The following is a 14,008-nucleotide window of genomic DNA, read 5'->3' on the forward strand; positions in this document are numbered from 1 at the left end:
CCCCCGTCAAGTGACCCTGCTCATCAAAAACGCCACCCGCCCCCGAGCCCCTGAAATGGTTTCGTAGTACTGGTACCGCTCGTTGCCGAACGTCAAATTGTTCATGGTGGGCTGACTGCTGGCCATCACCCCCATCGCCCCGTACAAGGCATTGGTGACGCACATCGACGTTTCGACGTTACCCGCCACGACCGCCGCCGGGTAAGACGGGTTCAGCATGCAGTTTTCCGGTACTACCAGCGTCAGTGGCCGCAAGCCCCCGGCATTGATCGGAATATCGTCCCGAATCATGGTGCGGAACACATACAACACCGCTGCCGTGGTCACTGCCCTGGGCGCATTGAAATTGTTCGGCAACTGCGCCGACGTCCCCGTAAAATCAATCACTGCGCTATTCGTGGCCCGATTTACCGTCAACTTCACGCAAATCTGCGCGCCATTGTCCAACGGCAAGGTGTAAGCCCCGTCTTTCAGCCCCGCAATCGCCCGGCGTACCGACGCCTCGGCATTGTCTTGCACATGACGCATATAGGCATGCACCACCTCCAGGCCAAAACTGTCCACCATCTTCAACAGTTCTTCACGCCCCTTCTCGTTGGCGGCAATCTGCGCCCGCAAGTCGGCCAGATTCTGGTCAATATTACGGGCCGGGTAAGGGCCACTGGCCAGCAACGCGCGCAGCTCGGCCTCACGCAGCCGCCCCCATCAACCAGACGAAAATTCGTGATCAACACCCCTTCTTCGTCGATATGGGACGAATGGGCCGGCATCGACCCCGGCGTCAGCCCGCCAATGTCGGCGTGATGCCCACGCGAACCCACATAGAACAGAATATCGCGCCCCGCCGCGTCAAACACCGGAGTCACCACCGTCACATCCGGCAAGTGCGTCCCACCCGCATACGGGTTGTTCAACACATAAACATCACCCGGCCGCAGCTGACCTTCATTGGCCTGCATGACCGCACGAATGCTGGCACTCATGGACCCCAGGTGCACGGGAATATGCGGCGCATTGGCCACCAGATCACCGTTGGCATCAAAAATGGCACATGAAAAATCAAGACGTTCTTTGATGTTGACCGAATAAGCCGTATTTTGAAGACGATATCCCATCTGTTCAGCAATCGACATGAACAGATTGTTGAAAATTTCCAGCATCACCGGATCGACTTGCGTGCCAATGGCGTAGCGTGCCGGGCGCGGCAGCACCCGCTCAAGCACCACATCACCGCGCGCACTGCGACACGCCTGCCAGCCAGGGTCAACCAGCGTCGTACCATTGGCATCGGCAATAATGGCCGGCCCAGAAATGACATCGCCGGCACGCAGGTCATCGCTGCGATACAAAGGGCAAGTGCGTGTCGACCCTTCGACAAACATCGGGACACCGTCGGCAGGCACAGGGGACGCGCTGATGGCGTCGACAGACGCAGCAGCCACAGACGCAGAAGAAGAAGAAGAAGAAGATGATGATGATGCCCCTGATGCCATTGCCGTCAATGGCTCCGACAAGGGAACCGCCTCAGCGCCCGCTTCACCCCCGCCCACGGCTCGGCGACAGCCGACTCAATCACCAGTCGCCGCTCCGGCATCAGAAACGAAAACCGCAGGGCATACGCCTGCTCGAACGCCTGCTTCATGACGACTGTCGTACCCAGCGACACCGGCAACGCCGTATCGGTGCCCTCATAGCGCAAATACAGCTTGCGGTTGACCTGGATACCGTCAGCGCTCACACCCTGCGCCAGCAACTCGTCGCATGCTGCCGCTGACAATTCATCCAGTACCCGCCGGGCTTCGGCCTCTCCGGCCTCGTCCCAGACCTTTTCCACCGACCGCTCACGAATGGCATTGGACTGCGCCAACCCCATACCGTACGCCGACAAGACCCCGGCAAACGGGTGCACCAGTACACGCGGCATCGCCAGGGCATCGGCAACACGACAGGCGTGCTGCCCGCCCGCACCGCCAAACGTTACCAGCGTATAGCGGGTGATGTCGTACCCGCGCTGCACCGAAATCTGTTTGATGGCATTGGCCATATTCGCTACGGCAATACTTAAAAACCTTCAGCCAGTTGCTCGGGCGACGTCAAGACACCGGTTTGCGACGATACCGTTTGCGCCAACGCCGTGAATTTTTCGCGAACCACCTCGACATCCAGCGGCTGATCGGCAGTTGGACCAAACACCGCCGGAAAATACCCGGGCTGGATCCGCCCCAGCATCACATTCGCATCGGTGACGGTTAAGGGCCACCCCGCCGGTAACACGCCGGCCCCGGATTGGCCCCCGCCGACTCCGGCCCCACACGCAGCCGGGCGCCATCGAACTGCAAAACCGACCCCCACCCGCAGCAACCGTATGAATGCTCATCATGGGCGCGCGCAGCCGCACACCGGCCACCAGCGTGTCGAACACCCGTTCATAGTCGCCGGCATAGTGCGACACGTCGGTTGACGTGCCACCCATATCAAAACCAATGACCCGGTCAAAACCCGCCGCATCGGCCACCCCGGCCATCCCCACAATACCGCCTGCCGGGCCCGACAACACCGAATCTTTGCCCTGGAAGGCATGCGCATCCGTCAGGCCTCCACTCGACTGCATGAACTGCAACCGCACACCCGGCAACGCCGCCGCAACCCGATCGACATAGCGTCGCAACACCGGCGACAAATACGCATCGACCACCGTCGTATCGCCACGGGCCACATACCGGATCAGGGGCGATACCTCGTGCGATACCGACACCTGCGCAAACCCCATCGCCCGCGCAATGGCAGCCACACGCTGTTCATGCTGCGGATTCCTGTACGCATGCATCAGCACAATGGCTACCGAACGAATTCCCTGCGCCTGCACCTGCTGCAACAGCGCCGCCACCTGGGCGTCATCCAGCGGCACGACCACCTGCCCCGCCGCATCAAGCCGCTCATCAAGTTCGTGTACGGTTTCATACAACAACTCGGGCAACACGATTTCGCGATCAAACAGACGCGGACGATTCTGGTACGCAATACGCAAGGCATCACGAAACCCCCGCGTGACCAACAGCGCCACCCGCTCACCCTTGCGCTCAAGCAAGGCATTGGTGGCCACCGTCGTACCCATCTTCACCGCCCCGATGCGCTCTACCGGCACCGGTTCGCCCGGACCAACCCCAGAAACCGCCGAACCCCTCAACCGCCGCATCGTTGTACTGTTCAGGGTTCTCGGACAACAGCTTGGCTGTCAGCAACCGACCATCCGGACATCGAGCCACGATATCGGTAAACGTACCGCCCCGGTCAATCCAGAACTGCCAGCGGGAATCTTCAGAAATAGTGTCTTGAATCAGGGTCATGGCCTTGGCCGGGAATATTCAGAGAAAGAAATCGGGTCGCCTCGTATCCCTCATGAAACCAAGGCAAGAACACGGCTCTGGGGAAAGTAACGTTCAGCCAAAATCGTACCACTGAACAACCAGACAACTGCGGCCTGATAGCGCATCACGGCATCAGCTGATACACTGAACGTTAATACATTCATTAAAGAATAAAGTAATGACCTTCACCAGCCAAGACATCGTCCCCATCAGCGAAGCGCGTGCCCGCCTTACCGAACTATCCGATGAAGTCGTCGCCGGATCTGAAAAACTACTGACCAAAAACGGTGCCGCCTATGTCGCCATCGTCGATGCAAAAAAACTTGATTACTATCACGCGCTGGAAAGCGAATACGCACACATGATGCTTCTAAACGATGCAGAAACCGGTTTGCGCGAAATCATTTCCGGGCAACGCCTATCCAACGAAGCCTTGATGAACGCCTTATCTTGATGGCGTTACCCTCGAACGCCACGGTAGAGGCTGCACCGAACTTTCTGGCAAATCTTGAAGCCACCTACCCATTCTTTCTGCGTCAAGACCCGGACACCGCAGACGCCCGACTAGCCCGTCTGAAAGCAAACCTGAAACAAATGATCAGCCTGCTGGCGTGGGCCCCGGCCAGCGGTAGACTCGCACGTTTCTTGTCCGCCAGGTCGGCACAAGCTGTACTAAAAACAAACGCTATCCAGCAGCTCGCAGAACAGGCCAGGTTACCCAACCTGCGCGAATGCATCATCGGCCAACATATCGTTCTTTACGCACACTCGGAAACCGAAGTCGTATTGCTGGCAATAAAACACCAGCGTCAGCTGCGCTACGCAGCATCGCCAACCAACCTGTAGAAATCCATTTCCCCTGCGCTGGCGTGACGGGGGTGGAGACAAGGGCTTGAGCCCGCCGCCTTGCGTGCCGTGGCCGGGGAGGCAAGGGCGCGGTGTCTGAGCCGGCGCTTTCGACCCACCGGGTCGAGCCGGCGAGTTTAGCGCCCGCCCCGGCTGCGGTGCGCAAGGCGGGAAGCCCCGAAGGGGCCGGGCTCGGTCCCGCAGCCCCACCCCCGCCACGCCAGCGCAGCGCGTACCAGCAACGCATCAAAAAAACGGCACACAACTCACATCAGCAAAACCACACCACCCCTACAGACGCGCCGCATGAAACGCAATATGGTCTTCCATAAACGTGGAAATGAAGTAATACCCATGGTCATACCCCTCGTGACGCCGTAGCGTCAGTGGCTGACCCGCCTTCGCACATGCCGCCTCAAACGCCTCGGGGTACAGCTGTTCAGCCAGAAAACCATCCGCCAAACCCTGGTCAACCAAAATGCCGTCAGGAAACGGACACGACGACGCCTCCATCAACAACGACGCATCGTACTGCGCCCAAGATTCAGCATCTTCACCCAAATACCCCGCAAACGCCTTCTGCCCCCAAGGACATTTCGTCGGCGCGGCAATCGGCGCAAACGCCGACACCGACTTGAACTGCGGACGGTGACGCTGCGCCAGCACCAGCGCCCCATGCCCTCCCATCGAATGACCAAAAATTCCCGCACGTAACGGATCACCCGGCAACTGCGAAGTGGCAATACCGAAAAGCTCATCTACCACATAGCTTTCCATGAAATAGTGACCCGCCCAAGGCTCTTGAAGAGCATCCAGGTAAAAACCGGCACCCGTACCAAAATCCCAGCTGTCGTCCTCACCCGGCACACCGGCGCCCCGCGGGCTGGTATCGCAAGTCACCAGCATGATCCCGTGCTGCGCTGCAAAACGCTGTGCGCCGCCCTTGATCATGAACGTCTCTTCCGTGCACGTTAACCCCGCCAGATAAAACAGCACGGGCACACGTCCGAATTCCGCCTGCGCAGGAATGAATACCGAAAAACGCATCGGCAAGCCGATCGCAATGGATTCATGCCTGTAAAAACGCTGAACACCACCAAAGCAGCGGTGTTCACTGACCTGTTCAAGTTCAGCCATGGCAAACAACCCTCCAAATGCGCTGCAGCGCTGACACATCAGTACATCACCACCGAGCGGATCGACTTGCCCTGCTTCATCAAGTCAAACCCGTCATTGATCTGTTCAAGACTCAATTTATGCGTGATCAAGTCATCAATATTGATCTTGCCGTCCATATACCAGTCAACAATCTTCGGAACATCGGTACGGCCGCGTGCGCCGCCAAACGCCGAGCCTTTCCACTCACGCCCCGTAACCAGCTGGAACGGACGCGTGGAAATTTCGGCACCGGCTTCGGCCACACCAATAATGATCGACTGGCCCCAACCACGGTGGCAACATTCAAGTGCCTGACGCATCACCTTGGTATTGCCAATACACTCGAACGAATAATCGGCACCGCCGTCAGTCAATTGGATAATGTGGTCAACCACGTTTTCAACCTCGTTCGGGTTAACGAAATGCGTCATACCGAACTTGCGGGCCATGGCTTCACGCTCGGGGTTCAGATCGACACCGATGATCTTGTCGGCTCCCACCATCTTGGCACCCTGGATCACGTTCAGGCCAATACCGCCCAGACCAAACACCACCACATTCGCCCCCGCCTCGACCTTGGCAGTAAACAGCACCGCACCGATACCGGTAGTCACGCCGCAGCCGATATAGCACACCTTGTCGAACGGCGCGTCATCACGGATTTTCGCCAGCGCAATTTCCGGAACGACGATATGGTTCGCAAACGTGGACGTACCCATATAGTGGTATACCGGCTTGCCATCGATAGTGAAACGGGATGTGCCATCGGGCATCAACCCCTTGCCCTGCGTCGCGCGAATGGCAGTACACAGGTTGGTTTTACGCGACAAGCACGACTTGCACTGGCGACATTCAGGGGTATACAACGGAATAACATGGTCACCGGCTTTCAACGACTTCACACCCGGGCCGACATCAACCACCACACCGGCACCCTCATGCCCCAGAATCGCCGGAAACAGGCCCTCAGGGTCTGCACCCGACAAGGTGTAGTAATCGGTATGACAAATACCGGTCGCCTTGATTTCAACCAGAACCTCGCCCTCTTTGGGGCCGGCCAGATCGACGGTTTCTACGGTTAACGGTGCACCTGCTTTCCAGGCGACGGCTGCTCTTGTTTTCATATGGGCTCCTGATGGGTTTCTTGAAGGCACGCGACTCAATCATCGTGAAGACGCACCGCCTTGATGACTCGGACGCAACCAGACCAGCACCTTGGCGACAAGGTCCAGCAAATTGCACAGGCCCTTATTATGCAATAAGCTGGCAGACCGGCACGTCAAACCCCGAAACGCTTCGCCAAACACCTTAGTCAACCTCATGGCCCGCCTCGCCCGTCTGTATGCCCCCGATATCCCTCAGTTGATCCAGGCCCGGTTCGTTGAGCCACTGGCGCAACCCGTCGACCCAAGCCCCGTCGAGCCGCTGAACCAGCTGGCCGTCTGGCTACGCGAATGCGCACACGAACAACACGTCAATGTGCATGGCTGGGTCTTGCTTTACGACCGCATGGTGTTATTGGCCACACCGTCGTCCCGCACGGGCATCGCGCGGCTGATGCAAGCCATCGGCCGTCGTTTCACCTCGCGCTTGTCGTCGGGTCGCGTTTTCGAAGGCCGCTACCGCAGCGCACTGCTTCAGCCCGAACACTGGGTACTGCCGGCGCTGGTCTGGCTCGACATCCTGCCCGTGCAACACGGGTACGTGGAACAAGCCGAATCCTGGCCGTGGTCATCCGCCTGCTACCACACCGGGCTGAATCTCAAACCTCACACCTGGGCCAACGAGCATCCCGATTACTGGCAGCTGGGCAACACCCCTTCGACCGGCAGGCGGTTTATCGCAAGCGCCTGGCCCACGGGCTGGACACCAGCCAGCGCCAGCGCCTGGAAGCGGCCCTGTTCGGCCAGTGGGCCTTGGGCGACGAACACTTCCTGCACACCATCGGCGCTCACGCCACCCGCCGCGTCGCCCCCGCACCACGCGGCCGCCCCCGTAAACACCCAAAAAACACAAGCCACACCAACCCGGATTAACGCCCCCCTGCCCGCTGCTTACAACGCATCAATAAGCCAATGAAACAGCACGCAAGGAGGCCGAAAGATATAAATGGGCTGCCGACCCCTTCAAAAAGCAAAAAAACCAATTTTCAGCCCTGCTTTCTTTCTCTGTTTTAAATAGTCCGTCCCCATTTAAACCAAAATCAAACATCTTGAATATTTTTATTTAAACTTTAATTTCATAAATTTAAGACTGTCCCTATTTATTTAACAGCATCAAAACAACACTAAAAATTAGGGACAGACCCCAATTAAAAACGCTTGCGCACTACCGTCGATACGTTTAACTTAATGTCCGTCACGGTGTCATGCGCGCGTCCTGGTCGGGCGCATTGCCAGCCATCGCAGCGCACCCTCTCAGGAGCCCCTACATGTCAAATCACTTTGCCCAACCGGCCGTCCCAGAAGTGGCCATCGATGCCAGCCGCATCGGCCTGCCCAAGGCCCAAGGGTTGTACAACCCCAAAACGAACACGACGCCTGTGGTGTCGGCTTTGTCGCCCACATCAAGGGCAAAAAAGCCATGCCATCATCCAGCAAGGCCTGAAAATCCTTGAAAACCTTGATCATCGCGGCGCTGTCGGTGCCGATGAACTGATGGGCGACGGGGCCGGCATCCTTCTGCAGATCCCCGACGCGCTGTATCGCGACGAAATGGCCGCACAAGGCATCACCTTGCCGCCGCCCGGCGAATACGGCGTCGCCATGGTGTTCCTGCCCAAAGAAACCGCCTCGCGCCTGGCTTGCCAGAAAGAACTCGAGCGCGCCGTGCGCGACGAAGGGCAGGTCGTCCTGGGCTGGCGCGATGTACCCGTTGACACCGACATGCCCATGTCGCCCACCGTGCGCGCCGTCGAACCCGTGATCCGCCAGCTGTTCATTGGTCGCGGCCCCGACATCATGGTGCCCGACGCCCTGGAACGTAAACTGTACGTCATTCGCAAAACCGCCAGTCACGCCATCAACCGCATGAAGCTGGCACACGGGCAAGAATATTTCGTACCGTCCATCTCGGTGCGCACCGTGGTGTACAAAGGCCTGCTGCTGGCCAACCAGGTGGGCATCTACTACCGCGACCTGGCCGATACCCGTGCCGTATCCGCCCTGTCACTGGTACACCAGCGCTTTTCCACCAACACGTTCCCCGCCTGGCCGCTGGCCCACCCCTACCGCATGATCGCCCACAATGGCGAAATCAACACGGTCAAGGGCAACTTCAACTGGTTGCGCGCCCGCGAAGGTGTCATGCAGTCGGCTGTTCTGGGCGACGACCTTAAAAAACTCTACCCCATCGTCTACGAAGGTCAATCCGACACCGCCACCTTCGACAACTGCCTCGAACTGCTCGTCATGTCCGGCTACTCGCTGGCCCACGCCATGATGATGATGATTCCCGAAGCACTGGGAACAGCACGCCGACATGGACGAAAGCCGTCGCGCCTTCTACGAGTACCACGCCGCCATGATGGAACCACTGGGACGGCCCGGCCGCCATGGCCTTCACCGATGGCCGCCAGATCGGCGCGCTGCTCGACCGCAACGGCCTGCGTCCCGCCCGCTATCTGGTCACCGACGACGACCTGGTCGTTCTGGCCTCTGAATCCGGCACGCTCAGCATCCCCGAACACCGCATCGTCAAAAAATGGCGTCTGCAACCCGGCAAGATGTTCCTGATCGATCTTGAACAAGGCCGCATCATCGGCGATGACGAAATCAAATCGCGCCTGGCCAACTCGCGCCCGTATCGTCAATGGATCGAACGCCTGCGTGTCAAGCTCGAGTCCTTGCCCGCCCCCAAATTCAGCGAGACCAAACCCATGGGCACCTCGCTGCTCGACCGCCAGCAGGCCTTTGGCTACACACAGGAAGACATCAAGTTCGTCTTGCAGCCCATGGCTGAAAACGGCGAAGAAGGCACCGGCTCGATGGGTAACGACGCCCCGCTGGCCGTACTGTCGAATCGCCCCAAGCCGTTCTACAACTACTTCCGCCAGCTGTTTGCGCAAGTCACCAACCCGCCCATCGACCCCATCCGCGAACAGCTGGTCATGTCGCTGGTGTCATTCATCGGCCCCAAACCCAACCTGCTCGACATCAACAACGTCAACCCGCCGCTGCGCCTTGAGGTCAGCCAGCCGGTCCTCGATTTTGCCGCCATCGAACAGATCCGCAACATCGAAAACATCACTTCCGGCAAATTCCGCAGCTTCGAGCTCGACATCACCTATCCGGTCGAATGGGGTGCCGAAGGCATTGAGGCCTGCGTGGCCTCGCTGTGCGCCACGGCCGCCGACGCCGTTCGCAGCGGGTACAACGTCCTGATCATCACCGACCGCAACGTCAACGCCGAACATGTTGCCATTCCAGCGCTGCTGGCCACATCGGCCATCCACCAACACCTTATTCGCGAAGGCCTGCGCACCAACACCGGCCTGGTCGTCGAAAGCGGTTCCGTGCGCGAAGTGCACCACTTCGCCCTGCTGGCCGGCTACGGTGCCGAAGCCGTCCACCCCTACCTGGCCCTGGAAACCCTGGCCACACTGGGCGACGCCGACAAAGTCACCAAAAACTACATCAAGGCCATCGGCAAAGGCCTGAACAAGGTCATGTCCAAAATGGGCATTTCCACGTACATGTCGTACTGCGGCGCACAAATTTTCGAAGCCGTCGGTCTCAGCTCGGCCCTGGTCAACAAATATTTCTTCGGCACGCCCAGCAACATCGAGGGCATCGGCATTTTTGAAGTGGCTGAAGAATCCTTGCGCCTGCACAAGGCCGCCTTCAGCGATGACCCCGTGCTGGCCAACGACCTCGACGCCGGCGGCGAATACGCGTTCCGTATCCGCGGCGAAGAGCACATGTGGAACCCCGACTCCATTGCCAAGCTGCAGCACTCGACACGCACCAACAACTACAACACCTACAAAGAGTACGCCCAGCTCATCAACGACCAGTCGCGTCGCCACATGACCCTGCGCGGCCTGTTCGAATTCAAGCTCGACCCGGCCAAGGCCATCCCGCTGTCTGACGTCGAACCCGCCAAGGAAATCGTCAAACGCTTTGCCACCGGCGCCATGTCACTGGGTTCAATTTCCACCGAAGCCCACGCTGTACTGGCTGTCGCCATGAACCGCATCGGCGGCAAATCCAACACCGGCGAAGGCGGCGAAGACCCGCTGCGCTACCGCGCCGAAATGAAAACCGGGAAGGGCCCGATCAAAAAAGGCGACACCCTCGCTTCCTTCCTGGGCAGCGACCTGATTGAAGCCGACATCCCCTGGCCGCCGGCGATTCCCTGCGCTCACGCATCAAGCAGGTCGCGTCAGGCCGTTTCGGCGTCACTGCCGAATACCTCACCAGCGCCGACCAGATCCAGATCAAAATGGCGCAGGGTGCCAAGCCGGGCGAAGGCGGCCAGCTGCCCGGCCACAAGGTATCTGAATACATTGCCAAGTTGCGCTTCTCGGTGCCCGGTGTCGGCCTCATTTCGCCACCGCCCCACCACGACATCTACTCCATCGAAGACCTGGCCCAGCTCATTCACGACCTGAAAAACGTCAACCCCACGGCGTCCATTTCGGTCAAACTGGTGTCTGAAGTCGGTGTTGGCACGGTCGCTACCGGGGTCTCGAAAGCCAAAGCCGACCACGTCGTCATCGCCGGCCACGATGGCGGCACCGGCGCATCGCCGATTTCATCCATCAAACATGCCGGCTCGCCACTGGGAACTGGGCCTGGCCGAAACCCAGCAAACCCTGGTGCTCAACAACCTGCGCTCACGCATTCGCGTTCAGGCCGACGGCCAGATGAAAACGGGCCGCGACGTGGTCATCGGCGCCTTGCTGGGTGCCGATGAATTCGGCTTCGCCACCGCACCGCTGGTGGTCGAAGGTTGCATCATGATGCGTAAATGCCACCTGAACACCTGCCCGGTCGGCGTCGCCACCCAAGACCCGGTCTTGCGCAAGAAGTTCTCAGGCAAGCCCGAGCACGTCGTCAATTACTTCTTCTTCGTCGCTGAAGAAGTGCGCGAAATCATGGCCCAGCTGGGCATCCGCACGTTCGACGAACTGGTTGGCCGTGCCGACCTGCTCAACACCAACGCGGCCATCGAGCACTGGAAAGCCAAAGGTCTCGATTTCTCGAAGGTATTCCATCAAGTGGCATCAACACAGCCCCTGTACCACACCGAATCGCAAGATCACGGCCTCGACAAGGCACTTGACCACCTGCTCATCGAGCGCGCCAAACCCGCCCTCGAAAAAGGCGAAAAAGTATCCTTCATCACCCCGGTGCGCAACCGCAACCGTACCGTCGGCGCCATGCTGTCCGGCATGGTGGCTGCCAAATACGGCCACGACGGCCTGCCCGACGACACCATTCACATCCAGTGCAATGGCACCGCCGGCCAAAGCTTCGGCGCTTTCCTGGCCCACGGCATCACCCTCGACCTGGTGGGCGAAGGCAATGACTACGTCGGCAAAGGCTTGTCAGGCGGTCGCATCATCGTGCGTTCACCCAACGACTTCCGCGGCATGGGCCCCGAACACATCATTGCGGGCAACACCGTGCTGTACGGCGCGCTGGCCGGTGAGGCCTACTTCAACGGCGTGGCCGGTGAACGTTTTGCCGTACGCAACTCGGGTGCGGCGGCGGTTGTCGAAGGCACCGGCGACCACGGGTGCGAATACATGACCGGCGGCACCGTCGTCGTACTGGGCGAAACCGGCCGCAATTTCGGTGCAGGCATGTCGGGTGGCGTGGCCTACGTATACGACCCCGACCGCTCGTTCGCCAAGCGCTGCAATCTGGCCATGGTTGACCTCGAGCCGGTCGTGCCGCATGCCGAACAGGCCGAGGCCGGCCACATCGAAATCTGGCACAGCCAGACCCGTGGCGGCGAACGTGAAACCGATGACACCATTTTGCGCCGCCTCATTGAAAGTCACTACCGCTACACCGGCAGCTTCCTGTCACGCGATCTGATCAGCGACTGGTCACGGGCGCGCGGCAACTTCGTGAAGGTCATGCCAAAAGAGTATCGCCGTGCCCTGAAAGAACTGTGGCAAGCCGCGAACCCCGAACAAATTGCTGCCTGAGGACAAGACAATGGGCAAAACTACTGGTTTTCTTGAGTTTGAACGCGTCAACGAATCGTACGAAGCTCCGGCCGAGCGCCTGAAGCACTGGAAGGAATTCGTCGTCACCCTCACCGACGCACAAGCCAAACAGCAGGGCGCACGCTGTATGGACTGCGGCATCCCGTTCTGCAACAACGGCTGCCCGGTCAACAACATCATCCCCGACTGGAATGATCTGGTTTACCGCCAGAACTGGGAAAAGGCACTCGAGGTCCTGCACTCCACCAACAACTTCCCCGAGTTCACCGGCCGCATCTGCCCCGCCCCTGCGAGGCCGCCTGCACCCTGAACATCAACAACGACCCGGTGGGCATCAAGTCCATCGAACACGCCATTATCGACAAGGGCTGGCACGAAGGCTGGGTCACCCCCAAGCCCCCACCCGAAAAACAGGCAAAAAAGTGGCCGTCATCGGCTCCGGCCCGGCCGGGCTGGCCTGTGCCCAGCAACTGGCCCGCGCTGGTCACTCGGTCACCGTCTTCGAAAAGAACAACCGTGTCGGCGGGCTGCTGCGCTATGGCATCCCCGACTTCAAGCTTGAAAAGACCACCATCGACCGCCGCCTGGCCCAACTTGAAGCCGAAGGCGTCGAGTTCCTGACCTCCACCTACGTCGGCAACGAGGCCGATGCCGAAGACGGCCTTACCGTGCGTACCCCTGCGTCACTGCATGAAGAGTTCGATGCCATCGTCTTGTCCGGTGGATCAGAGACCCCGCGCGACCTGCCCGTACCCGGGCGCGACCTCAAAGGCGTTCACTTCGCCATGGAGTTTCTGGCGCAGCAAAACAAAACCAATGCCGGCGACCGCATTGCCAAGCCCATTTCGGCCAAAGGCAAACACGTCATCGTCATCGGCGGCGGCGACACCGGCTCCGACTGCGTGGGCACCAGTAACCGCCAGGGCGCTGCCTCGATTACTCAGTTCGAACTAATGCCACGCCCGCCCGAAGCCGAAGACAAGGCCGTTGTCTGGCCTATTGGCCGCTCAAGCTGCGCACCTCGTCGTCACAGGAAGAAGGCTGCGAACGCGACTGGGCCGTGTCCACCAAAACGTTTGAAGGCAAAGGCGGCAAGGTTGAAAAGCTGGTTGCCGTGCGCGTCGAATGGTTCAAAGACAAAGCCACCGGCCAGATGAAAATGCGTGAAGTCGAAGGCTCACAATTCGAACTACCCGCCGATCTGGTATTGCTGGCCATGGGGTTTGTAGCGCCGCAGCAAAACATGCTCAAAGCCTTTGGCATCGATATCGACAACCGTGGCAACGCGCGCGCCGACACCGAAACCTACGCCACCAGCGTCAACAAAGTCTTTGCCGCCGGCGACATGCGCAGGGGCCAGTCACTGGTCGTCTGGGCCATCCGCGAAGGCCGCCAGTGCGCACGCGCCGTCGACGAGTTCCTGATGGGGGCCACGACACTGCCGCGTTGACACAAG

The 14,008-nt window shown here is 59.5% G+C and carries 8 protein-coding genes and 4 pseudogenes; 5 read left to right on the forward strand and 7 right to left on the reverse strand.

From position 1 onward, the window contains the following. Positions 1-6: 6 nt before the first annotated feature. The 5 genes and pseudogenes from N7E01_RS19335 to N7E01_RS19355 form a co-directional block, all read right to left on the reverse strand. Entirely contained in the window at positions 7-672 is a 666-nt protein-coding gene (locus N7E01_RS19335) for a hydantoinase B/oxoprolinase family protein (RefSeq protein WP_434089565.1), read from the reverse strand. Continuing rightward, the gene (locus N7E01_RS19340) at positions 570-1,442 is read right to left on the reverse strand and encodes a hydantoinase B/oxoprolinase family protein (RefSeq protein ID WP_434089566.1); all 873 of its coding nucleotides are present in this window, start codon (positions 1,440-1,442) and stop codon (positions 570-572) included. The genes N7E01_RS19335 and N7E01_RS19340 overlap by 103 nt, the downstream gene beginning before the upstream one ends. Before the next feature lie 56 nt (positions 1,443-1,498). Beyond that, a pseudogene (locus tag N7E01_RS19345) lies at positions 1,499-2,352 on the reverse strand (hydantoinase/oxoprolinase family protein). A 43-nt stretch (positions 2,353-2,395) separates the two neighbouring features. Further along, positions 2,396-3,196 (reverse strand): annotated as a pseudogene (locus tag N7E01_RS19350) (hydantoinase/oxoprolinase N-terminal domain-containing protein); the annotation flags it as partial. Further along, on the reverse strand, positions 3,081-3,347 hold the full coding sequence (locus tag N7E01_RS19355; protein WP_434089567.1) for a hydantoinase/oxoprolinase N-terminal domain-containing protein: 267 nt from the start codon (positions 3,345-3,347) through the stop codon (positions 3,081-3,083). The gene N7E01_RS19355 and the pseudogene N7E01_RS19350, both read right to left, overlap by 116 nt. A 199-nt stretch (positions 3,348-3,546) precedes the next feature. On the opposite strand from N7E01_RS19355, the gene N7E01_RS06995 reads away from it, so the two are divergent. Both N7E01_RS06995 and N7E01_RS07000 read left to right on the forward strand, forming a co-directional pair. After that, positions 3,547-3,822, forward strand: a complete 276-nt coding sequence (locus tag N7E01_RS06995) for a type II toxin-antitoxin system prevent-host-death family antitoxin (protein ID WP_289175147.1) — start codon at positions 3,547-3,549, stop codon at positions 3,820-3,822. Then, positions 3,822-4,214: a type II toxin-antitoxin system RelE/ParE family toxin gene (locus tag N7E01_RS07000; protein ID WP_289175756.1), complete on the forward strand. Its 393-nt coding sequence runs from the start codon at positions 3,822-3,824 to the stop codon at positions 4,212-4,214. Before N7E01_RS06995 ends, N7E01_RS07000 begins: the two co-directional genes overlap by 1 nt. Positions 4,215-4,505: 291 nt before the next feature. Here the strand turns inward: N7E01_RS07000 and fghA are convergent, their stop codons facing one another. Continuing rightward, a complete protein-coding gene (gene fghA, locus N7E01_RS07005) occupies positions 4,506-5,351 on the reverse strand; it encodes an S-formylglutathione hydrolase (protein ID WP_289175149.1) in 846 nt (281 codons plus the stop codon). 38 nt (positions 5,352-5,389) lie between these two features. Further along, positions 5,390-6,496: an S-(hydroxymethyl)glutathione dehydrogenase/class III alcohol dehydrogenase gene (locus N7E01_RS07010; protein WP_289175150.1), complete on the reverse strand. Its 1,107-nt coding sequence runs from the start codon at positions 6,494-6,496 to the stop codon at positions 5,390-5,392. A gap of 196 nt (positions 6,497-6,692) precedes the next feature. Between N7E01_RS07010 and N7E01_RS07015 the strand changes: the two genes are divergently transcribed. From N7E01_RS07015 to N7E01_RS07025, 3 genes and pseudogenes are all read left to right on the forward strand, one after another. Then, positions 6,693-7,451, forward strand: coding sequence for a hypothetical protein (locus N7E01_RS07015; RefSeq protein WP_289175151.1), 759 nt, complete (start codon positions 6,693-6,695; stop codon positions 7,449-7,451). A 352-nt stretch (positions 7,452-7,803) separates the two neighbouring features. Beyond that, positions 7,804-12,531 (forward strand): annotated as a pseudogene (locus N7E01_RS07020) (glutamate synthase-related protein). Between the two features lie 10 nt (positions 12,532-12,541). Next, a pseudogene (locus tag N7E01_RS07025) lies at positions 12,542-14,002 on the forward strand (glutamate synthase subunit beta). Positions 14,003-14,008 lie beyond the last annotated feature (6 nt).

This window comes from Neopusillimonas aromaticivorans (assembly GCF_030344915.1).
GTDB lineage: Bacteria > Pseudomonadota > Gammaproteobacteria > Burkholderiales > Burkholderiaceae_B > Neopusillimonas > Neopusillimonas aromaticivorans.